Below are 21,915 nucleotides of genomic sequence, written 5' to 3' on the forward strand. Positions count from 1 at the left end.
TCACCCGAAAGGTGACGACAGGCATCAATGGGCAGGTTTGCCGCGCAGACGATTGAAGGTGTTCAGACCAAAGACCAGCGCCGCACCGGCGATGAAACCGGCCACCCCACCTGTGGCATTGCTGACCAGACCGCCGAGCGCTCCGAGCCCCTCGGACCAATGCTCCACTGCATGCCCCAGTGAGGGAATTCCGTGCAGGATGATCCCCCCGCCGACCAGAAACATGGCAATCGTGCCCACCACGGAAAGCGTCTTCATCAGCTTCGGGGCCAGGGCCAGCAACGCTCTTCCTGCAGCCTGCGCTGCGCCGGACGCTTTCCGTGTGAGCGCCAGGCCAGCATCGTCGATCTTGACAATGCCTGCGACAAGACCATACACACCAAACGTCATGATCACGGCGATGCCCGCCACCACCGCCAGCCGCTGCATGAAGCTGGCGTCTGTCACCGTCCCGAGCGTGATCACAATGATCTCCGCAGAGAGGATGAAATCGGTTCGAATGGCGCCTTTGACCTTGGCTTTCTCGAAGGCGACCATATCCAGATCGGCGTTGGCGACCGCTTTGACCCGCTCTTCACGATGCGCGTCATCTTCGTGCTTGGGATGAAAGAAGGTGTGCAGCACTTTTTCGGCACCTTCAAAACACAGGAACAAGCCGCCGAGCATCAGCAAAGGCGTGATGGCCCAGGGCGCAACGGCACTGATGGCCAGGGCCGCCGGCACGAGAATCGCCTTGTTGAGCATGGAGCCTTTGAAGACGGCCCATACCACTGGCAACTCCCGGTCTGCCTTGACGCCTGTGACTTGCTGCGCATTGAGCGCCAGGTCATCCCCCAGCACGCCGGCTGTCTTCTTGGCGGCGACCTGGGTCATGGCCGAGACATCGTCAGCAGCAGCAATGCCTTGTCGGGCCGCCACCTTGGTCATGGTGGCGATGTCGTCAAGCAAAGTGGCGATATCGTCAATGAGAGCGAGCAGACTGGAGGCGGCCATGGTATTTCGGGCTCGAAGAGAGCCAAAACAGAGTCAGAACAGAGTCAAAGCCAAGTCAACGCTGATCCAAAAGAATCAACCTCGTCCAAGCTTACCCTACCCAACGGCGGGCATTGCGCCACAGCCGCATCCATGGGCTAAGGGCATCAATGTCACCTGCTGCAACATGGTCCACCCAGCTCATCTGGATATTGCGGAAGACACGCTCGGGGTGCGGCATCATGGCCGTGAAACGACCATCGGCCGTGGTCACGCCCGTGAGGCCTGCCGGGCTGCCGTTCGGATTGAACGGATAGCGCTCGGTCGCGGCACCCGTGTTGTCCACGTAGCGCATGGCGTTGATGACCTTGGTCTGGTCACCCCGGTGCTTGAAGTTGGCATAGCCTTCACCATGCGCCACCGCAATGGGCAATCGGCTGCCAGCCATGTCCTGCAGGAAGATGCTGGGAGACTCCAGCACCTCTACCATGGACAGTCGTGCCTCAAAACGCTCACTCTCGTTGGTGGTGAAACGTGGCCAGTCCTGGGCGCCCGGGATGATGTCGGCCAATTCGGCAAACATCTGGCAGCCGTTGCACACGCCCAGGCCAAAGGTGTCGCTCCGACCAAAGAAGGCCTTGAACTGGTCTGACAAGCCAGCGTTGAAGGTGATGCTGCGGGCCCAGCCGATACCGGCACCCAGCGTGTCACCATAACTGAAGCCACCGCAAGCCACCACGCCCTTGAATTGGTCGAGGTTGGCGCGGCCGCTTTGCAGGTCTGTCATATGGACGTCCACTGACTCGAAGCCCGCCTTGTCAAAGGCATAAGCCATCTCGACGTGCGAGTTGACACCCTGCTCTCGCAGAATCGCCACCTTGGGGCGTGCCAGGTTCAGAAATGGCGCTGCCACGTCTTCGCGCGGATCAAAACTCAGCGCCACGTGCATGCCGGGATCGGTGGCGTCACCGGCAGCAGCATGCTCGGAATCGGCACACGCCGGGTTGTCGCGCTGCTGGTTGATCTTCCAGCTCACGCTGTCCCAGACTTGTTGGAGGTCGGTCAGGCTGGCGCTGAACACGGCTTTGGTGTCGCGCCACACCTGAAGCTGGCCCTTGCCTGCATCCATGGATGACGATGCGGGGCGCGTTTTGCCGACAAAGTGGCTGTGCTTGGACAGGCCGTGCTCGCGCAAGGTCTGCATGACCTCGTTGCGCACCGCCGTGGGCACCTGCAGCACCACGCCCAGCTCCTCGCTGAACAAGGCCTTGAGCGTGAGCTCTTCGCGGCGTGCGCTGACCTGGGACGCCCAGTTCTTCGCATCGCCGGCGTCCATGCGGCTGTCAGAAATGCCGTCGCCTTCGGTGACCAGCATGTCCACGTTCAGCGCCACGCCCACCTGGCCAGCAAAGGCCATTTCAGCCACGGCGGCCAGCAGGCCACCGTCGGAGCGGTCGTGGTAGGCCAGGATTTGGCCCTTGGCACGCAAGGCGTTCACGGCGTCGACCAGATGGATCAGGTCTTGCGCATCGTCCAGGTCAGGAACGGCATCGCCCGGCTGGCCCAGGGTCTGACCCAGGATGGAGCCACCCATGCGGTTCTGGCCCTTGCCCAGGTCCACCAGGACCAAGGTGGTGTCTTCGGTTTCGCGGTCCAGCTGTGGCGTCAAAGTGCCGCGCACGTCGGCCAGTGTGGCGAAGGCGGTGATGATCAAACTGACAGGAGACGTGACCTTTCGGCGCTCGCCGGTGCTGTCGGTCCATTGGGTGCGCATGGACAGGCTGTCCTTGCCCACCGGGATACTGATCCCCAGCGTCGGGCACAACTCCATGCCCACCGCCTTGACCGTGGCATACAGGTCGGCATCTTCGCCCTCTTCTCCGCAGGCAGCCATCCAGTTCGCGCTCAGCTTGACGCGGGACAGCTCAATCGGTGCTGCCAGCAGGTTGGTGATGGATTCGGCCACCGACATGCGGCCGGAAGCTGCCGCGTCAAACGCGGCCAGCGGCGTGCGCTCGCCCATGCTCATGGCCTCGCCCGCAAAGCCAGCATAGTCGGCCAGCGTCACGGCGCAGTCGGCCACAGGAACCTGCCAGGGACCGACCATCTGGTCACGATGGGACAAGCCACCCACAGCACGGTCGCCAATGGTGACGAGGAAGCGCTTGGACGCGACCGTGGGGTGGCTGAGCACATCGATCACGGCCTTTTGCAGATCGACGCCGGTAAGATCCATCGGCTGGAGCGCACGTTCGACCGTTTTCACGTCGCGGTGCATCTTGGGCGGCTTGCCCAGGAGAACATCCATAGGCATGTTCACCGCGGCCCCCACGCTCCCCACTGCGTGTGGTTCGCTGCCCCCCGAGGGGGCTGTGCTTGCTTGGGACGGCCCGGCGCTGCGCACGGCCTCTTCATTTGCCACAGTAAGATGGCGCTCTTCTGTGGCCACCCCCACCACCGCGAACGGGCAACGCTCACGCTCGCAGAAGGCCTTGAACTGTTCCAGAGACTCAGGTGCAATCGCCAGCACATAACGTTCCTGGCTTTCGTTGCACCAGATCTCCTTGGGCGCCAGGCCGCTCTCTTCCAGTGGCACGGCACGCAGATCAAAGCGCGCACCACGGCCGGCGTCGTTCACCAGCTCGGGGAAAGCATTGGACAAGCCTCCCGCACCCACGTCGTGGATGAACAGCACCGGGTTCTTCTCGCCCTGCGCCCAGCAGTGGTTGATAACCTCCTGCGCGCGCCTTTCAATTTCGGGGTTGCCGCGTTGGACCGAATCAAAGTCCAGCGAAGCGGCGTTGGTGCCGGTGGCCATGGAGCTGGCTGCACCACCACCCATGCCGATCTTCATGCCCGGGCCGCCGAGCTGGATCAGCAACGTGCCGGCCGGAAAATCGATTTTCTTGGTCTGACCGGCGTCGATCTGGCCCAGACCGCCCGCGATCATGATGGGCTTGTGGTAGCCGCGCTGCACCCCTGCCACTTCCTGTTCGTACTCGCGGAAATAGCCCAGCAGGTTGGGTCGACCGAACTCATTGTTGAAGGCCGCTCCACCCAGCGGGCCTTCCGTCATGATTTGCAGTGGGCTGGCAATGTGCTCTGGCTTGCCGTCCGCGTTGTCGCTCAGACCGCCCCAGAGTTTGGAGACGGTGAAACCGGTCAAACCGGCCTTGGGCTTGGAGCCACGGCCAGTCGCGCCTTCGTCGCGGATCTCGCCGCCGGCACCAGTGGCGGCGCCGGGGAACGGGGAAATGGCGGTGGGATGGTTGTGCGTCTCCACCTTCATGAGCACATGGTGCTCTGCCGGCTCGGCCACATAGCTGGGCGCGGCAGACGTATCCGTGATGCGCGCCACATAGCGCTCCATCTGGTGCCCGGTCATGATGGAGGCGTTGTCGGAATAGGCCACCACCGTGTGCTGTGGGCTCGTCTGGTGCGTATGCCGGATCATGCCGAACAGGCTCTTGTCCTGCAGCACGCCATCGATCGTGAACTGGGCGTTGAAGATCTTGTGGCGGCAGTGCTCGCTGTTCGCCTGGGCAAACATCATCAGCTCAACGTCCGTGGGATTACGCCCCAGACCCTTGAAAGCGTCCACCAGGTAATCGATTTCGTCATCCGCCAGCGCCAGCCCCCACTCGACGTTGGCCTTTTCCAGCGCCGTGCGGCCACCGGCCAACACGTCCACATGTTCCATGGGCGCAGGGTGCAACTCGGTGAATAAGGCCTCAGCCTGCGCCTTGTCGGTGCTGACGTTTTCGGTCATGCGGTCGTGCAACAGTCCGGCCACGGCTTGCAGTTGTGCCTCGGTCAGCGCTGCCTTGGACAACAAGCCCTTTTTCAGGCCAATGCGAAACTCCACCAGCCGCTCCACCCGGTGCAGTGCAATGCCGCAATTGTGGGCAATATCCGTGGCCTTGGACGCCCAGGGCGAAACCGTACCCAGGCGGGGCATGACATACAGGGATGGCGCCCCGCCCTCGCCCGCTGTCAGGTGCGCAGGCGAAGCCGGTTCGCCGTACGTCAGCAGATTGCCCAGGTGATCCAGCGTATCGGCGTCGGGCTCGCTGTCGAACGAGGCCAGATGGACAAAGCGGGCGCTCAGGTCGGTGATCTTGTCGGAAATGGCTGCAAGACGAGGCAGCAGTTGCTGGACTTTGAAGTCACTGATGGCGTTACCACCATCGAAAAAGCGCAGGTGCAGGGACACGTTGGGGCCTGTGTAGCGTGGGAGATGGAACCGGCGGGCGGGAAAACCCCGATTTTACCCGCGCCGACTGCACTGCTTTGCATGTCGACCCGTGAAACGCGGTCTACACAATGGGATAATTTGCAACCATGAGCATTACCTACAAAGACGCAGCCGGCATCGAAGCCATGCGAGTGGCCTGCCGCCTGGCTTCCGAAGTTCTCGACTACCTCACACCCCTGATCCAGCCGGGTATCACGACCGGAGAGATCGATCGCCTGGCGGCCGAGTACATGAAGAAGCAAGGCACGGTCTCTGCCACCATCGGCTATGCCCCGCCGGGTTACCCACCCTTTCCCGGCCACCTGTGCACATCGGTCAATCAGGTGGTCTGCCACGGCATTCCGGGCGACAAGGTGCTCAAGAAGGGCGACATCGTCAACGTTGATGTCACCGTCATCAAGGATGGCTGGTTTGGCGACACCAGCCGGATGTTCCTGATCGGAGGTGAAGATGCTGCCAGTATCCAGGCCAAACGTCTTTGCCAAATCACCTTCGATGCCATGTGGAAAGGTATTGAAGTTGTCCGCCCGGGCGCACGCCTCGGTGACATCGGCCATGTCATTCAGACGTTTGCAGAAGGCGCTGGCTTTTCAGTGGTGCGTGAATTTTGCGGCCATGGCATTGGCCAGAAATTCCATGAAGAGCCCCAGGTTCTGCACTACGGCAAGCCAGGCACGCTGACCGAGCTCAAGCCCGGCATGATCTTCACCATCGAGCCCATGATCAATGCTGGCAAGCGTGACATCAAGGAAATGAACGACGGCTGGACGATCACCACTCGCGACCGTTCGCTTTCGGCACAATGGGAGCACACGGTGCTGGTCACAGAGACCGGCTACGACGTCCTGACGGTTTCCGAAGGGGCTCCACCACCACCAGCCTTTATTGGAGCCACCGCTGGATCGGGGGCCTGATGGATCAAGACGTCACGACCGAGCCGCTCGTCATCGACGTCGGCGACCTCCGCGCAAACCATCGCGAGGCCAAGGCGAAGCTGCTGGAGCGGCTCCGCGCCCCCAGCTTCAACACGCGTGGCGTCATGGCCACGCTGCGCGAGCTGGCCAGCATCACGGACAAGACACTGCGCGCACTTTGGCAACGAGCACAGTTGCCTTCCGGCTTTGCGCTGGTAGCAGTGGGTGGCTATGGTCGTGGCGAGCTCTTTCCCTATTCCGATGTCGACGTACTCGTCCTCATGCCGGACGGCACCTCGTTGGACGATGGCTCAGATACTGCCCGTCAGGTCAAGCCGCGCCTGGAGGCATTCATCGGCGCCTGCTGGGATCTGGGACTGGATATCGGCTCCAGCGTCCGCACGGCGGCAGAATGTGTTGACGAAGCGTCGCGCGACATCACCATCCAGACCGCTCTGGTGGAACGGCGACTGATTGCCGGATCAAAGAAGGCGTTCGAAGATGTCAGCCATCGGCTGGACATGGCCATGGACCCCAAGGCCTTCTTCACAGCCAAGATGCTGGAGATGCGCCAGCGTCACAACAAGTTTGAGAACACAGCCTATTCGCTCGAACCCAACTGCAAGGAATCGCCGGGCGGATTGCGTGATCTGCAGATCATTCTGTGGGTTTCCCGTGCTGCCGGGCTGGGCAACTCCTGGGACGACCTGGAGCGCCACGACGTGGCCAATGCGCGCGAAGTGCGTCAGGCTCGGGCCAATGAGGCCATGCTCAGCCTGATTCGTGCACGGCTGCATGTCACGGCAGGCCGTCGGGAAGACAGACTGGTCTTCGACCTGCAAACGGCCCTGGCAGAGTCGCTGGGACTGAAGGCAACACCTGCCTCAGGCGGCAAGGCAACCACCCGTGGCGCCCGACGGGCCAGCGAGCTGCTGATGAAGCGCTACTACTGGGCAGCCAAGGCTGTTCGCCAGCTCAGTCGCATCCTTCTGCTCAACATCGAAGAGGCCATTTACACCGATCCGGACAAACCGTTCGAACCCGCTGCCAAGTTGCGGCCGCTCAATGAACGCTTCTTCGAGAAGGCTGGCATGCTGGAGGTTTCCAGCGATGACCTCTACGAGCGCGAGCCCCACGCCATTCTGGAGACCTTTCTTCTCTACCAGACTACCCTGGGCATCAAAGGTCTGTCCGCCCGAACCATGCGGGCGCTGTACAACGCCCGCCCACTCATGAACGCGGCCTTCCGTGCCGATCCGGTCAACCGCGCGACGTTCATGAAAATACTGCGCGAGCCGGAAGGCATCACGCACGCGTTCAGGCTGATGAACCAGACGTCTGTTCTGGGACGATATCTGTGGGCGTTCCGCAATACCGTCGGGCAGATGCAGCACGACCTGTTCCATGTTTACACCGTGGACCAGCACATCCTGATGGTGTTGCGCAACGTGCGGCGTTTCTTCATTGCAGAGCACTCCCACGAGTACCCTTTCTGCTCGCAGTTGGCCGCAGGCTGGGACAAGCCATGGATTCTCTACGCTGCCGCGCTGTTCCACGACATTGGCAAAGGCCGCGGCGGCGACCATTCTGAAGTCGGGGCCCGGGAGGTGCGCAGTTTTTGCCGCCAGCACGGCGTCTCCAAAGACGATGCGCAGCTCATTGAGTTCCTGGTCGCAGAGCACCTGACCATGAGCCATGTCGCGCAAAAGCAGGATTTAAGTGATCCCGATGTCATCGAGGCTTTCGCCAAGCGCATCGGCAGCGAGCGCCGCCTGACAGGACTGTATCTGCTCACCGTCGCCGATATCCGGGGTACCAGCCCCAAGGTGTGGAATGGCTGGAAAGCCAAACTTCTGGAAGACCTGTACAAGTACACCTCACGGGCGCTGGGCGGCGGTGTGCCCGACCCGACGGCCATGGTCGAGGGACGAAAGATCGAAGCCATTACCCGCCTGGCGCTGCATTCCATGCCGGCGCGATCTCACGAGGCGTTGTGGGAAACCCTCGATGTCAGCTATTTCATGCGGCACCATGCGGACGACATTGCCTGGCATACCCGCGTACTGAGCAAGGAGCTATTACGCAGGGCAGATGAAAAATCGACCCGCGAGAACACCACCGAGGAGGTGGCGCAAGCCATTCATGACGGTGACTCCCCTCCTATCGTGAGTGCACGCCCTTCCCCGGATGGCGACGGGCTCCAGGTGCTGGTCTACGCGTGCGACAGGCCTGAACTGTTCGCCCGGATCTGCCACTACTTTGACCGGTCCGATTTCTGCATCATTGATGCACGGATTCACACCACCAAGGACGGCAACGCGCTGGACACCTTCGAGGTGGTCGCACCAGACCTGGAAGACCACTATCGCTCGCTGGTGGCCATGGTGGAGAAGGACCTCGCTGACCACCTCAAGGGTGTGAAAATCGGCGAAATGCCCGAACCGGTCAAAGGCCGGCTTTCCCGGCGTGTCAAGAGTTTCCCGGTGACCCCACGTGTGGACCTCCGCCCGGATGAGAAAGGCCAGCGCTGGGTGCTCAGCGTCTCGGCCAGCGACCGGGCCGGTCTGCTGTACGCCATCACCCGCGTCATGGCACGTCACGAGGTCAGTGTGGAGCTGGCCAAGATTTCGACGCTGGGTGAACGCGCAGAGGACACCTTTCTTGTCAGCGGCCCGAGCCTGCAAGTCAACAGGCAGCAGATTGCCTTTGAAACCGAGCTGCTGGAAGCGATCAAGGACTGAGCGACTCACGCCTTCCGGGCCAGACACAAGAAGAAGGGGCAGCCCTGGGCTGCCCCTTTTCTCATTCAGCTCACATTGTCTGCGCCCTCTTACACCGCGACGACCTGCTGTGCTGCTGGCTTGGGCCGGCGCCACAGACGGGCAAAGAAGTCGCCCAGATCATCCACCATCGTGTAGACGGCGGGGATGACCAGAAGACTCAGGAATGTAGAGGTCATGAGCCCCCCAATGACGGCCACAGCCATGGGCGCGCGGAAACTGCTGTCAGCAGAACTCCAGCCCGCCGCAATGGGCAGCATGCCTGCCGACATGGCGATGGTCGTCATGATGATGGGGCGGGCCCGCTTGCGACAGGCATCAATGATCGCATCAAAGCGGCTCATGTCGTGCTCCCGCCGGGCCTCGATGGCGTACTCCACCAGCAGAATCGAGTTTTTGGTCGCAACACCCATCAGCATCACCAGTCCGATCAGGGATGGCATCGAAAACGCCATGTTGACTGCCAGCAGAGAGACGAAGGCTCCTCCCAGAGAGAGCGGCAACGCCGCCAGGATGGTAAACGGTTGCAAGAACGCCTTGAACAGCAGAACGAGCACGATATAGATGCACAGAACGCCAGTGATCATGGCCAGGCCAAAGCTGGCAAAGAGCTCACCCTGAACTTCCGCATCACCCACTTCCCTGACGGAGACACCCGCGGGCAGGTTCTTGATGGAAGACAACTGCTCGACCTGGAGTTTGAGATCACCCAGCGCGATACCCGCCAGCTCAACTTCGAAGTTGATGTTTCGTGACCGGTCGTACCGGTCGATAACCGCAGGGCCGCCGCCAAAAGAGAGATCCGCTACCTGACCCAGCATCACCGGCCCCTTGGTGCCGGGCACGGCCAGTCGACGCAGAACGTCGAGGTCTTCCCTTGCCTTTGGATCGAGCTTGACGACGATCGGAATCTGCCGCTGCGGGAGGTTCAGCTTGGGCAAGGCGGCGTCATAGTCGCCCACTGTCGCCACACGCAAGGTGTCGGCAATGGCTGCACTGGTCACGCCCAGATCTGCCGCGCGGGCAAGATCCGGTTTGACGTAGATCTCCGTGCGAACCAGTGCGGCTGTCGACTGGATGCTGCCCACCCCATCGATGGTGCGCAAGTCTTTTTCGATGGCGCGCGCCGCTATCTGCAAGGCAGCAGGGTCATTGCCAGTAATGGTCAGGATGTACTTCTCGCCAGAGCCACCCAGCCCCACCTTGAAGCGGGCACCTGGCAAGTTGGCCATCACGGCCCGGATGTCGTTTTCGATCACCTGCTTGCGGGGACGCTCACCCCGTGTGGCCAGCTGAATCGTCAATGCGGCCTTGCGGGACTCAGCGGCCCCTTGCGGCGCAAACGGATCGCTTCCTGCAGCGCCGGAACCAATCGTCGTGTATACGCTTTCGACGTGATTGACTCCTGTTACCAGCTGGCGCGCCTGCTCGGCCGCCTTGACGGTCTGCGCCAGAGTGGAGCCTGGCGGCAGCTCCATGTAAACCTGCGTCTGAGAGTTGTCGTCAGCCGGGATGAACCCCTGGGGCAGCAAAGGAGCAATGCCGAAGATGGAAACAGCGAAGAATGCAATCGCCCCAAGCAGCGTCATCCACCTGTGCTTGATGCACCAGGCGGCCCATTTCACGTAGGTGTGGATCCAGCCCGGCTCATCCTGGTTGGTTCCCCAGCGCCACAAGGCATTGAGCAGCCTGTTGTTGCGAGCCCAGCCTGGTTCATCCTTTTCGGTCACGAAAGGTTTGAGCATGTAGGCCGCCATCATGGGCGTCAGCATGCGGGCCACGACCAGTGATGCAAACACGGCCAGCGAGGCTGTCCAGCCAAACTGCTTGAAGAACTTGCCCGGGATGCCTGCCATGAATGCTGTCGGCAGGAACACCGCGATCAGACTGAATGTGGTGGCGATGACGGCCATACCGATTTCATCTGCAGCCTCCATCGCGGCCTGGTAGGGCGACTTGCCCATGCGCATGTGGCGGACAATGTTCTCCACCTCCACAATGGCATCGTCAACCAGGATACCGATCACCAGCGACATGGCCAACAAGGTCACCACGTTGATGGAGAACCCCATGTACTGCATGCCAATAAAAGCCGGAATGGCCGACAAAGGCAAGGCCACCGCCGAAACAATGGTGGCACGAAGATCACGCAGGAACAGCCAGACCACCAGAACGGCGAGCAATGCACCTTCGTACAGCAGCGTCATGGAGGCGTTGAAATCCTCCTCCACTGGTGTCACGAAATCGAAGGATTCGGTGATTTTCAGATCGGAACGGGAGGCCTGCAGCTCTCTGAGCTTTTCGCGAACCCCATGACCGACTTCGACCTCACTGGCACCACGGCTTCGCGCCACCTCAAAGCCCACTACCGGCTTGCCATCGAGGAAAGCTGCTGCGGTCGGCTCGGCGATGGTATCCCTGACGTCTGCAACCTGATCGAGCCGGATGCTGCGCCCATCCGGAAGTGCCACCTGCATGGCAGCGATATCCTGAGCCGACTGCATGGCAGACAGGGTTCTCAGTGGCTGCTGACTGCCACCCAGGTCGGCACGTCCGCCCGCACTTTCGATCTGGACACGGGCCAGCTGACGCGAAATGTCAGCTGCCGTCGCGCCCAGAGCCTGCAGCTTCAGGGGATCGAGCAGGATCTGGACTTCCCTGTCTACACCGCCCACACGGTTGACGGCGCCGACGCCGCGCACCGAAAGAAGCAGCTTGGCGATGTCATTGTCGACAAACCAGGAGATGGCTTCGTCATCCATGCGCTCCGAACTGACCGTGTACGCCAGCACCGGACCACCGGCGAGCTCAATCTTGTTGACGATGGGCTCATTCAGGTCCGTCGGCAAGTCTCCGCGGATCTTGGCCACGGCGGACCGAACATCGTCCAGCGCTTCCTGCGTGTCTTTCTCGATCCGGAATTCGGCGGTGAGCGTCACCACACCGTCCTGAATCTTGGTGTAGATGTGTTTGAGCCCCTGAAGCGCAGCCAGGCTGTTTTCAATCTTGCGCGCAACATCGTTTTCCAGCTGGTTCGGCGAAGCACCGGGCAATGTGGCGACAACGGTGATGTTGGGCACATCCAGATCGGGAAAGTTCTGCACCTTCATCGTTGAGAAGGAGAACAGACCGACCAGCGTCAGCATCACGAAGATCATGACGGTGGGAATCGGATTTCGGATGGACCAGGACGAGACGTTCATAGTGGTTGTTCCCTTGAAAGAACCGGTGTTTCGCGATTACTGAACGACCTTGACCTGGTCACCGTCATTGAGGAAGCCTGCACCTTGCACGGCCACTCGCTCACCCGGCTTGAGCCCGTCGATGATCTCCACCCGAACACCACTGTGGCGCCCGGTTCGAACCTTGCGCTGCTGTGCCTGGTTTTCTTCGTTCACCACGAAGACGAAAGCGGTACCGTCCCGCATCACCACGGCCTGGCTGTCGACCGTCAAGGCCTGGGTTTCCCCCACCTGGAACAGGCCGCGGGCAAACGTACCTGCCTTGAGGCCGCTGTCGGTCGGCAGGTCCACATACACCGTGATGTTGCGGGTCTTGGTATCGGCCGCCGGTGCGATGGCCCGGACCTTGCCTTCCACTTCCCTTCCGTCGGCGCCTGTGACTTTGGTGATCTGGCCTGCCTCGATCTGACCAATTTCATCTGGCGTGACTTCGGCTCGCCATTCCACACGCCCCTGGCGAATCAGCCGGAACAGCTCCTGACCAGCGCCCACCACAGCGCCGACCGTCGCCGGGCGTGCGGATATGACGCCATCATCGGGAGAACGGACTTGTGTATTACCGAGCCGAACCTGCGCAGCGTCGTAAGCGGCCTTGGCGGCTTCGAACTGTGACTGTGCCACCTTCTCCTGGGTCAGGTACTGCGCGATCTGGGAGGCAGACAGAGCCCCCGAGTCGGCAATGGATCGCACACGGTCGGCATCGGCCTTTGCATTGTCCAGGCTGGCCTTGGCCTGCATCAATGCTGCCTTGCTCTGCAGGTTTTCTGCCTTGGTGGTGGCGCCAGCCAGCTGAGCGAGCACCTGCCCTTTCCTGACCACATCACCCACGTTGACATTGACCGATGCCAGCCTCAGGCCAGAGAGCTCAGCCCCCACACTGGCTTCCTGCCATGCAGCAACGTCACCATTGGCTTCCACCTGCACTTGCAGCTTGGCCGAAGTCGGCTCTTCAATGCTGACCGTCATCGCCGCCTTGGCTTTCTGCTGGGCCTGTGCCCCCTTACCTGGCTGTGCCGACGATTCCTGGCTGGCTGCATCGCTGGTCTTGGCAGGCGCTTCCTCGCCGCCTGAACATGCAGCGAGAACCAGCACCAGGCTCAGTGCCGCTGCTTTGGCGACCATGCTCAGATGAGGGAGTTGACGGACTGAAGTTTCTTTGACGCTTCTCATGTTGGATCTTTCGGCGATTCGATGTGTTCTGGATCAAAGCCGCCGCCGAGGGCGACATAGAGGTCGATCCATGCGTTGATGCGTTCAAGTCGGAGACCGACCACGGCGCTTGCAGACGCCAGGCGCAAGCGGCGGGCTTCTTCCAGGTCGGACAGGCTCGCCAGTCCGACGCTGTACCTGGCTTCGGTACCATTGAAGGACTGTGCATAGCCTTCGAAAGACACCTGTGTTTGCTCGCTGCGTTCGTTCAGGCTGTCCAGTGTGACGAGCGACTGCTCCACCTCGGCCACAGCCTGGCGAAGTGCGCCGGCATATGCCGAGGCCGCGGCCTCATATTTCGCTTTCGATGCCCGAACATCCGCGTGCAATGCCGAGCGTCCGAGCAACGGAATTTCCAGCTGAATCGGGCCCACCGTCCAGGTGTTGTAGTTCAGGCTCACGCCGTCCACACTCGTGCGATTGCGCAATGCACTGCCGGACAGGCTGATGCTGGGCCACAAGGCAGCCCTGGATACGTTCACGCCATCGGCCGCCGCCATCAGGCTGCGTTGCGCTCGGAAGATGTCAGGCCGCTGCCTCAACACAGAGGCGGGGACCTCCGTGACCGCCAGTGCTCCCTGCACAGCGGCGGGATCAGGCCAGGCGGTTTCCTGGGAAAGCAATGCCCTCAGGTCAGTTTCGGCCATGCCCGTCATCGCCACCATGGCCTTGACCTGCGCTTCACACGTCGCTGCCTGCAAGGCGTAGCGAGCGATGCCCTCCGATCTACTGGCGCGTGCCAGAGCAGCGACGGCAGGTGCGGTGAGGCCTGCCTTCTCCGTGATTTCACTGCTTTGCGCTGTCGCCGTGCGTGAATCACGATCGGCGCCGGCCACCGACAACTGCTCCTGGCACACACGATAGCCAAAATAGCTTCTGGCGGCCTGTGCCGCCACCAGCACGCGAGCTTCATGCCAGCCTGCCAGCGTCTGGTCCGCCTGCGCATTGGCCTGCCGAGCGGAAGCAGAGCGTCCGCCCATCAGGTCCAGCACCCAGCGTGCCTGCAGTCCTGCGCTCACCGTCGTATTCAGTGGGGTGGTCGGATCGGGCACGCCGCGCAGGGCCGATGCAGACAGGCCAACGCGAGGGTAAAGCTCGTCGCGACTGGCTGCGGCAGCCACACGCGCTTCAAAAACGCGGCTGCGTGCGGTCGCAATGTCAGGACTGGCCGCCTGTGCAGCCGAGAGCACCTGATTGAGCGCGGGGTCATTGAACTGACCCCACCAGTTCTGAAGCTGTGCGTTGTCGCCCTGGTGTGCGAACACTGGCGCATGCCAGCCAGCTGGCGTGGCCTCTTCAATCACTGGAATGCCTGGACTGGCACAGCCGGCAATCAGCAGTGCCATCCCGGCGACCAACGTGGCCCGGCGCATCGTGACAAATCCTGCCTTCATGGCAAACCTCAAACCGTTTCTATTTGCATTGGAGAAAACCGTTGACGGTAGCATCAAGCTACTGTCAACGTCCTGTCAGCTGATCTTGCCCGGACAAACCTTCCGGCAATGCGTCCGTGAAGCCCCATTGCCGCATGTCCTGCATCCGCGCCGGGTAGAGAACTCCGTCCAGGTGATCGCATTCGTGCTGAACCACGCGAGCGTGAAAGCCTTGCGCCTCTCGCTCGAACCAGGCGCCTTGCGCATCCTGAGCCCGATAACGTACCCGCAAGTACCGTGGGACCGATCCCCGCAGGCCCGGCACGGACAGGCACCCTTCCCAGCCTGACTCCTGGGTTCTGTCCAGCACTTCGACCTCCGGGTTGACGAGCACCGTCCTCTCGATGACCGGTGCCTCGGGGTAGCGCGGATTGGGTTGTCCCGAGCCAAAGATGACAACGCGGAGATCGACGCCAATCTGGGGGGCAGCCAAGCCTGCGCCATCAGCCGCCCGCATCGTATCGAGCATGTCCTGCAGCAGGTCTTGCAGGCCTGCATCAAATTCTGTCACCGGGCGGGCAATCCGCAATAACCGCGGATCACCCATCTTGAGTATGGTCTTGACTGCCATTGTTGAGCGTAGAAAGGGCCGTGACTTCCCCGATCGAGGGGTGTAAGCTCAGGGCTGATGAGGAAACCTGTCAGCGTGACAGCTGCTGATTTTGGCTCATCTGTGTTTCGAAATATGTCAGTCCGATATCAATCCGTTTCATGGAGGGCGCGTATGCAACACATCAACCCCACTCGCATGGGCAGCTGTGCAAAGGCTCTTGCTCCTGCTGCCATGGCCATGTGCATGTCGATGGCTGCCGGTCATGCCTCGGCCCAGGGTGCCGAGATCTTCAAAGACCTCAGTCCGGCCGACTATGTTCACGGAGAGACGCTGATCAAACAGCACCAATGCACTGAGTGCCATGCACGCAAGATGAATGGCGATGGAGCGGCCATCTACCGCCCCGATGGCCGCATCAACTCGGCTCCCCTTTTGCGCGGCATGGTGGAGCAATGCAATTCGACACTCAATCTGCAGCTTTGGCCAGAGGATGTCAACGCAGTGGCCGGCGTTCTGAACCGAGATCACTACAAGTTCAAGTAGCATGGATCCATCAGGAATGCACTGATCAGTTCTTTCTTCATTGGCCCATGGCTGGGCAGAACCGGGAGCGGCGGCAGGAAGGGCCGCCAGCTGGCCTTAGCGCCAGCAACGTCAACACACATGAGAACAACACCCCAAGGGAGACTGGCTGCCATGCTGCTGGCTGCCTGTGCACTCACACCCCTGAGCTGGGCACAAGAAGACAACACACCGGCCCCAGAGCAGCCAGCCCCGGTACAGGAGGAACCACCGCTTCCCCCGCCTTCGCCCTCCGCCCGTGACCTGTTCGAGCGGTCCAAGGACGCCATCGTTCAGGTCAGACTCTTGCTGAAATCGGCCAACGAGCAATCGTCCATCGGCTCAGGGTTCGTGGTGCGTACCGAGAGTGATGGCAGTGCGTGGGTGGTGACCAACTACCATGTTGTTTCAGAATTGGCATTGCAGCCGCACGCCTATCAGATAGAGCTCAGAGGCACTGACCAGACACGGGCACCCGCCACGCTCGTGGCCATCGATGTCATTCACGACCTTGCCGTCCTGCGCACCAGCTCCAGCACGCCGCAGAGAAAGTGGCCTACGCTAGAGATTCGCTCGACACCCATCGCGCAAGGCACCAGCGTCTATTCACTGGGAAACCCGCTGGAGCTCGGCTTCCTCATATCGGATGGCATTTACAACGGTGCGGTGGAAAACCGGCTCTACGAACAAATGCTGTTTTCCGGCGCCCTCAATCCTGGCATGAGTGGCGGTCCGGCGCTGGACAGCACAGGCGAGGTGGTCGGCGTCAATGTGGCGACCCGCCGCGACGGGGACTTGCTGAGCTTTCTGGTCCCGGTGCGATACCTGAGACCACTGCTCGAACGAGCCTGGACGAGCACCAAACCCTCTGACTGGCAGAAAGAGATTGGCCAGCAGTTGGTCGCTCACCAGGGGTTTCTCACGCAGGCCTTGCTTGGCCCTGATGCTTCTGCGGCCGCACAAGCGGCCAAGCTGCCCGGCTTCTCCACCCAGCGCATTGAGGGCCGGGAAGTCATGACGCTGGACAGCGCCATCACGCGGTGCTGGGCCAATGGCGACAATGAGCCGGGAAGCCGCTATCTTGAAGACCGCATTCAGTGCGCCCTCAACGACGAGGTGTATGTCTCACGCCGGATGTACACCGGCTCTCTGAACATTTCGCATGTCCTCATTCGCAACCAGACGCTCGCAACACCCCAGTTTCTGGAGGTGAGCGGCTACAACAGCTCACGCAATACGTACGTCGCCCAGGACGAGCTCACTCCTGACCGGTGTCACTCGGACTATTTGCAGGGCAAGTCCAGGGTCTACAGGGTATCCTCCTGCCTCCAGACCTATCGAGAGTTTCCTGGCATCTTCAATTTCAGCATTCGCGCCACCCAGGTCGACAGCACCAGTGAAAGGCTCTACAGCCAGATGACCATGAGTGGATTCAGCTTCGACAACGCTCGCCGGCTGGGTGATCAATTTCTGCGGAGGTTGCCGTGAGCTGGTTTGTTGAAATTCTGCACAGAGACGGCACAGTCGCCACCAGAAGCGCGCTCGGTGCAAAGCCGCTGACCGTCGGTCGATCACCCGAGTGTGATCTCGTCGTCGACGATCCATACGTTGCCGCTCACCACGCCAGTGTCACGCTTGACGAGGATGGCAAGGTCCTGATCCGCGATCTGGATACCGTCAATGGCATCCGGGATGTCAAAGGCAAGCGTTATCGCTTCTGGCGTATCGAAGATGCCAGGCCGATCCGTCTCGGCCATACGCAGTTGCGCGTGCGGTCCACCCAGTGGGCCCTGGCTGACGAGCGCCCTCTTCCCAACCCCTGGGGCTGGCTCTGGGCCGCGATTGCACTGGCGGCATGCATGGCAACATTTGCCTGGGACCAGTGGGTTGGAGCCGTTGGACAAGATGCACCTGAATACCTTGTGGATCTCAGTGCGGGCGCACTGGTTCTTGGGATCTGGGCGGGCTTTTTCGCCTTGCTCGGCCGCCTGCTCAGAGGTGCCTCGAAGTTCAACAGCCATCTGCTCATCGTTTGCTGCGCCACGCTGGCCATGTACGCCATCGGCGCCGTCCTCGACACGCTGGCGTTTTCGTTTGGCTGGGTCTGGCCCAAGCAGATCACTGTTCAAGTGGCCATTGTCATTCTCGCCTTTGCGGTCGCTGCGAACCTGCACATGGCCGACCCGCGCCACTGGAAGGTCACGAGGTGGGTTGTCACGCTGGTCGCCGCTGGCGCGATCGCCATTCCGCCGCTGCAGCTCTGGATGAAGGACGGTCGCCTCACACGCATCGATGCCGTGGAAGTGATCTCCTATCCAGAATTGCGCGTCGCCGAGCCGGTCAGCGTCGAAACCTATGAAGGGCAATGGTCTGCATTGCGAGAGAAGGTCGCCAACGACAAGCAGCGCATGGCCGACAAGAAGCGGCCCTGATGCTTCGAGTCCGGGCCAGTCGATGGGGCGGTGAGCTCACTCGCCCATCGGTGGGCTTGAGGTGGCGAGCAAGGCCTTCATTCCCTCTTCATCGAGCACGGTGATGCCCAGCGCCTGAGCCTTGTCGAGCTTGCTGCCCGCCTCTGCGCCAGCCACCACGTACGCAGTTTTCTTGCTCACCGAGCCACTCACCTTGGCGCCTGCCGCCTCCAGCATGGCTTTGGCCTCGTCCCTGCCCATGGTCGGCAAGGTGCCGGTCAGCACGACAGTGAGACCAGCCAGGGGCTTCGGCGCATCGTGATCAACAGCTTCCTCTGGCCAGTGAACGCCGCATGCAACCAGCTGCTCCACCACTTCCCGGTTGTGCGCCTGAGCGAAGAAAGTATGGACGCTGGCTGCCACCACCGGTCCGACATCTGCAACGGCAAGCAGCGCTTCCTCATCCGCCTGCATGACCGCGTCCAGCGTGCCGAAATGGCGGGCCAGATCTTTGGCAGTGGCTTCTCCCACGTGCCGGATGCCCAGACCGAACAAGAAGCGGGGCAGTGTCGTGGACTTGGACTTTTCGAGACCATCGAGCACGTTCTGCGCAGACTTTTCGGCCATGCGCTCCAATGCAACCAGTGAACTCAGTCCGAGGCGGTACAAATCGGCCAGTGTCTTGACCACACCGGCATCCACGAGCTGCTCGACCAGTTTGTCGCCAAGCCCTTCAACGTCCATGGCCCGACGCTGCGCGAAATGCAAAATCGACTGTTTGCGCTGAGCAGGACAGAAAAGACCACCAGTACAGCGGAAATCTGCCTCGCCTTCTTCTCTGACAGCATCACTGCCGCAAATCGGGCAATGGCGTGGCATCGAGAAGACCTCCGCCCCCGGCTGACGCTTTTCTGGCAAGGTCGAAACCACTTCAGGGATCACGTCCCCGGCGCGACGCACGACAACGGTATCGCCCACGCGGACGTCTTTGCGCCGCGCTTCGTCCTCATTGTGCAAGGTGGCGTTCGTGACCGTGACGCCTCCGACGAACACCGGTGCCAGCTTCGCCACCGGGGTGAGCTTTCCAGTGCGTCCGACCTGCACGTCGATGGCCTCCACGGTGGTGAGCTGCTCCTGCGCAGGGTACTTGTGGGCTACCGCCCACCTCGGTTCGCGTGTCACAAACCCCAGGCGGCGCTGGAGGCTCAGGGAGTTGACCTTGTAGACCACGCCATCGATGTCAAATGGCAAGTCGTCTCGCTGCGCACCGATGGACTGGTGAAAATCGATCAGTCCCCGCGCGCCTTTGACCACAGCGGTTTCTTTTGCCACGGGCAAGCCCCATTCCCGCAAGCGCATCAGCAGCTCGTAGTGGGTCTCGAATGGCTGCCAACCCTCACCTGGCGCGGTGACGTCCCCAACGCCGTAGGCAAAGAAGCTCAGGGGCCGCTGCGCCGCAATGGCGGAATCGAGTTGCCGAACCGCCCCTGCTGCTGCATTGCGCGGGTTGACAAAGGTCTTCTCGCCCTTTTCCCCTGCCGCGATTCTGGCGCGCTGGCGCTCGTTGAGCGACTCGAAATCATCCCTGCGCATGTACACCTCGCCGCGCACCTCCAGCACGGGCGGCGCATCGCCTTTGAGTCTCAGCGGAATCTGGCCAATGGTGCGAATGTTCTCGGTCACGTCCTCGCCCACTTCACCATCTCCGCGCGTTGCAGCCTGTACAAGCACACCGTCTTCATAGCGAAGACTCATGGCCAGACCGTCGAATTTCAACTCGCACACATACTCCAGCTCGGGCTGCTCAGGCGCCAGCTCCAGCTCTCGTCTGATCCGGGTATCAAAATTCTCCGCGCCAGAGGGTTCGGTATCGGTCTCGGTTCTGATACTGAGCATGGGCACCGCGTGCCTGACCGTCTCGAACCCGTCCAGCGCTTTCGCGCCCACTCTTTGAGTAGGTGAATCTGCAGATCTCAGCGCCGGGTTGGCCTTTTCCAGAGCCACCAGCTCCTGGAAGAGCTTGTCGTATTCCGCATCGGGCAGGACCGGCGCATCAAGCGTGTAGTAAAGGTAGGCGTGATGATTGAGCTCATCACGCAGCTCAATGGCTCGTTGAGCTGCGCCGTCCTGGCCATTTTCCGGCTCGGCGAACATGTCTTGGGTGCTCATGTGATTGCAAAGTTGAGGCTGTCCCGGCACCAGGCCAAATGGCCTGCCTACCCGGTGCACGTGCCTTTCAGGAGAACAGCCGGCGGGCCTGCGGGCTGCCCGCGGCGAGGTCCCGGTCCTCCAGCGCCTCGTACAGATTCTCGACGTCGGCTCCGATGCCGTCCATGGTCTCGGCAGTGAGTACCTGTCCGGCATCGTCCGACACAATACCGTCCATCTCCTCTGCCAGCGCTGTCGACGCCTGACGCAGTTTGCCGAACGGCTGGTCTTCCCGTGGCACATGCGTCAGCTCCAGCGACAGCCGGATCTCGCGAAGCGCACTCTGCTCGGGGTCTTCAGCCATGGCTGCCTGGGGATCAAAACCGAGAACCAGAATAGGCGCGGCCCCTGGCGTACTGCCGGCCAGCACCATCCGGCCAGGCAAGGCACCGGCCACAAAGCCAAGTTTGGCCGCATGTTGCTGAACGTAGCCTGGGCTCCAGGCTGCCCGCCGGGCCCTCAGGGTGATGCTCAACTGCGCATCATGGCCGCTGGCAAAAGCATCCAGTTCCCGGGCACGAGCGACCTCGCCGCGCATGTCCGGGAAATCGGGCGCTGCATTGACCGCATCGGCAAATGCCTGTGTCTTCATGACATATTCGGAGAACTCGATGTCATTGAGCGCACCGGAACGGTTTGCCAGCTGCACCCCCGCTTGCAGCGCGACGTAGCGCTCGCCTGGTTTGGGGCTTACCCAATCGGTGCCCGGCGCCTTCTGGCCCTCAATGGCAAAAGCCTTGCTCCCGACACGCCGTGTACTGGGGTAGGCCGCGAGCACGGCTTCGCCAGAAACGGGCGCATCCAGCTGCAGCGGCGTGATCGAGTCGATCAGTGCATCCAGTCCCGGGCGAGATTCCACCACGGTGTTCAGCGTCACGGCCACACGGCCGGCTTGCTTGCCGGCCTCCTGGGCAGGTTCGGCGGCGACGCGTTGCCCAGAGGGCCTTTCTGCCGCGTCCTCAGCAGTGGCCTCACGCACTGGTGCGTTGCGCTGGTTTGGCTGAGGCATGTGATCCAATGCGGTCAGCGAAGCTTCGCTGCTGGACTGATCCATTGTCATCACAGGGTCGCTGCGCTGCTCCTCCTGCCCGGCAGGCATGTCACCCAGTACCGGTTCTATGCGCTCGTGATAGTCGGCAGGCGCAAGCGAGTCTTGCGTCGAACCGGCCATGGGTGCCGCGGCAGACGCAGCTGACTCATCGGTTTCTGGCTCTTCACGAGCCGTGCGCGGCGCGTTGCGACTTGTCAGCCAGGCGTTGTAGGCCACTACGCCGGCGAGAATCAAACCTCCTGCAATGCCGAGGCTGACGACAAATGAATTCATGCTTGCTCAGGCTGAATAGTCAGGTTTTCAACACATCCGGGGCATTCACACCA

At 61.4% G+C, this 21,915-nt stretch carries 13 protein-coding genes; 5 read left to right on the forward strand and 8 right to left on the reverse strand.

Annotated features, from left to right (window positions below; genetic code table 11):
- Nucleotides 1-24: 24 nt before the first annotated feature.
- Nucleotides 25-993, reverse strand: a complete 969-nt coding sequence (locus ABWV89_RS04575; RefSeq protein WP_353394704.1) for a DUF808 domain-containing protein — start codon at nt 991-993, stop codon at nt 25-27.
- Nucleotides 994-1,084: 91 nt separating this feature from the next.
- Nucleotides 1,085-5,185 (reverse strand): phosphoribosylformylglycinamidine synthase, encoded by a 4,101-nt coding sequence (gene purL, locus ABWV89_RS04580; RefSeq protein WP_353394706.1) that lies wholly within the window; start codon nt 5,183-5,185, stop codon nt 1,085-1,087.
- A gap of 128 nt (nt 5,186-5,313) precedes the next feature.
- On the opposite strand from purL, the gene map reads away from it, so the two are divergent.
- The gene (gene map / locus ABWV89_RS04585) at nt 5,314-6,141 is read left to right on the forward strand and encodes a type I methionyl aminopeptidase (protein WP_353394708.1); all 828 of its coding nucleotides are present in this window, start codon (nt 5,314-5,316) and stop codon (nt 6,139-6,141) included.
- On the forward strand, nt 6,141-8,882 hold the full coding sequence (locus ABWV89_RS04590) for a [protein-PII] uridylyltransferase (protein WP_353394711.1): 2,742 nt from the start codon (nt 6,141-6,143) through the stop codon (nt 8,880-8,882). Before map ends, ABWV89_RS04590 begins: the two co-directional genes overlap by 1 nt.
- An 89-nt stretch (nt 8,883-8,971) precedes the next feature.
- Here the strand turns inward: ABWV89_RS04590 and ABWV89_RS04595 are convergent, their stop codons facing one another.
- The 4 genes from ABWV89_RS04595 to def form a co-directional block, all read right to left on the reverse strand.
- A complete protein-coding gene (locus ABWV89_RS04595; protein WP_353394714.1) occupies nt 8,972-12,124 on the reverse strand; it encodes an efflux RND transporter permease subunit in 3,153 nt (1,050 codons plus the stop codon).
- 36 nt (nt 12,125-12,160) lie between these two features.
- Nucleotides 12,161-13,333 (reverse strand): efflux RND transporter periplasmic adaptor subunit, encoded by a 1,173-nt coding sequence (locus tag ABWV89_RS04600; protein ID WP_353394716.1) that lies wholly within the window; start codon nt 13,331-13,333, stop codon nt 12,161-12,163.
- On the reverse strand, nt 13,330-14,766 hold the full coding sequence (locus tag ABWV89_RS04605; protein ID WP_353394718.1) for an efflux transporter outer membrane subunit: 1,437 nt from the start codon (nt 14,764-14,766) through the stop codon (nt 13,330-13,332). The genes ABWV89_RS04600 and ABWV89_RS04605 overlap by 4 nt, the downstream gene beginning before the upstream one ends.
- A gap of 64 nt (nt 14,767-14,830) precedes the next feature.
- The gene (gene def / locus ABWV89_RS04610; RefSeq protein WP_353394720.1) at nt 14,831-15,376 is read right to left on the reverse strand and encodes a peptide deformylase; all 546 of its coding nucleotides are present in this window, start codon (nt 15,374-15,376) and stop codon (nt 14,831-14,833) included.
- Nucleotides 15,377-15,529: 153 nt separating this feature from the next.
- On the opposite strand from def, the gene ABWV89_RS04615 reads away from it, so the two are divergent.
- The 3 genes from ABWV89_RS04615 to ABWV89_RS04625 all read left to right on the forward strand — a co-directional run bounded on the left by ABWV89_RS04615 (nt 15,530) and on the right by ABWV89_RS04625 (nt 18,351).
- Complete coding sequence (locus ABWV89_RS04615; protein ID WP_353394723.1) at nt 15,530-15,901, forward strand: hypothetical protein; 372 nt, start codon at nt 15,530-15,532, stop codon at nt 15,899-15,901.
- Nucleotides 15,902-16,021: 120 nt separating this feature from the next.
- Complete coding sequence (locus tag ABWV89_RS04620; RefSeq protein ID WP_353394726.1) at nt 16,022-17,407, forward strand: S1 family peptidase; 1,386 nt, start codon at nt 16,022-16,024, stop codon at nt 17,405-17,407.
- Nucleotides 17,404-18,351 (forward strand): FHA domain-containing protein, encoded by a 948-nt coding sequence (locus ABWV89_RS04625; RefSeq protein WP_353394728.1) that lies wholly within the window; start codon nt 17,404-17,406, stop codon nt 18,349-18,351. The genes ABWV89_RS04620 and ABWV89_RS04625 overlap by 4 nt, the downstream gene beginning before the upstream one ends.
- A gap of 36 nt (nt 18,352-18,387) precedes the next feature.
- Here ABWV89_RS04625 and ligA read toward each other — a convergent pair whose 3' ends face one another.
- Both ligA and ABWV89_RS04635 read right to left on the reverse strand, forming a co-directional pair.
- Nucleotides 18,388-20,499, reverse strand: a complete 2,112-nt coding sequence (gene ligA, locus ABWV89_RS04630) for an NAD-dependent DNA ligase LigA (protein WP_353394730.1) — start codon at nt 20,497-20,499, stop codon at nt 18,388-18,390.
- Between the two features lie 67 nt (nt 20,500-20,566).
- Nucleotides 20,567-21,862: a cell division protein FtsZ gene (locus ABWV89_RS04635; protein WP_353394732.1), complete on the reverse strand. Its 1,296-nt coding sequence runs from the start codon at nt 21,860-21,862 to the stop codon at nt 20,567-20,569.
- Between the last annotated feature and the right edge of the window lie 53 nt (nt 21,863-21,915).

It is taken from the genome of Hydrogenophaga sp. 5NK40-0174 (assembly GCF_040372165.1).
In the GTDB taxonomy this organism is placed as follows: Bacteria; Pseudomonadota; Gammaproteobacteria; order Burkholderiales; family Burkholderiaceae_C; genus Hydrogenophaga.

Bases quoted from the DNA above. Each gene is read 5' to 3' on its own strand.
- ABWV89_RS04605 (WP_353394718.1), bottom strand. From the start codon at position 14,766: ATGAAGGCAGGATTTGTCACGATGCGCCGGGCCACGTTGGTCGCCGGG.
- ABWV89_RS04615 (WP_353394723.1), top strand. From the start codon at position 15,530: ATGCAACACATCAACCCCACTCGCATGGGCAGCTGTGCAAAGGCTCTT.
- ABWV89_RS04595 (WP_353394714.1), bottom strand. From the start codon at position 12,124: ATGAACGTCTCGTCCTGGTCCATCCGAAATCCGATTCCCACCGTCATG.
- map (WP_353394708.1), top strand. From the start codon at position 5,314: ATGAGCATTACCTACAAAGACGCAGCCGGCATCGAAGCCATGCGAGTG.
- def (WP_353394720.1), bottom strand. From the start codon at position 15,376: ATGGCAGTCAAGACCATACTCAAGATGGGTGATCCGCGGTTATTGCGG.
- ABWV89_RS04620 (WP_353394726.1), top strand. From the start codon at position 16,022: ATGAGAACAACACCCCAAGGGAGACTGGCTGCCATGCTGCTGGCTGCC.
- ligA (WP_353394730.1), bottom strand. From the start codon at position 20,499: ATGAGCACCCAAGACATGTTCGCCGAGCCGGAAAATGGCCAGGACGGC.
- ABWV89_RS04600 (WP_353394716.1), bottom strand. From the start codon at position 13,333: ATGAGAAGCGTCAAAGAAACTTCAGTCCGTCAACTCCCTCATCTGAGC.
- ABWV89_RS04575 (WP_353394704.1), bottom strand. From the start codon at position 993: ATGGCCGCCTCCAGTCTGCTCGCTCTCATTGACGATATCGCCACTTTG.
- ABWV89_RS04590 (WP_353394711.1), top strand. From the start codon at position 6,141: ATGGATCAAGACGTCACGACCGAGCCGCTCGTCATCGACGTCGGCGAC.
- ABWV89_RS04635 (WP_353394732.1), bottom strand. From the start codon at position 21,862: ATGAATTCATTTGTCGTCAGCCTCGGCATTGCAGGAGGTTTGATTCTC.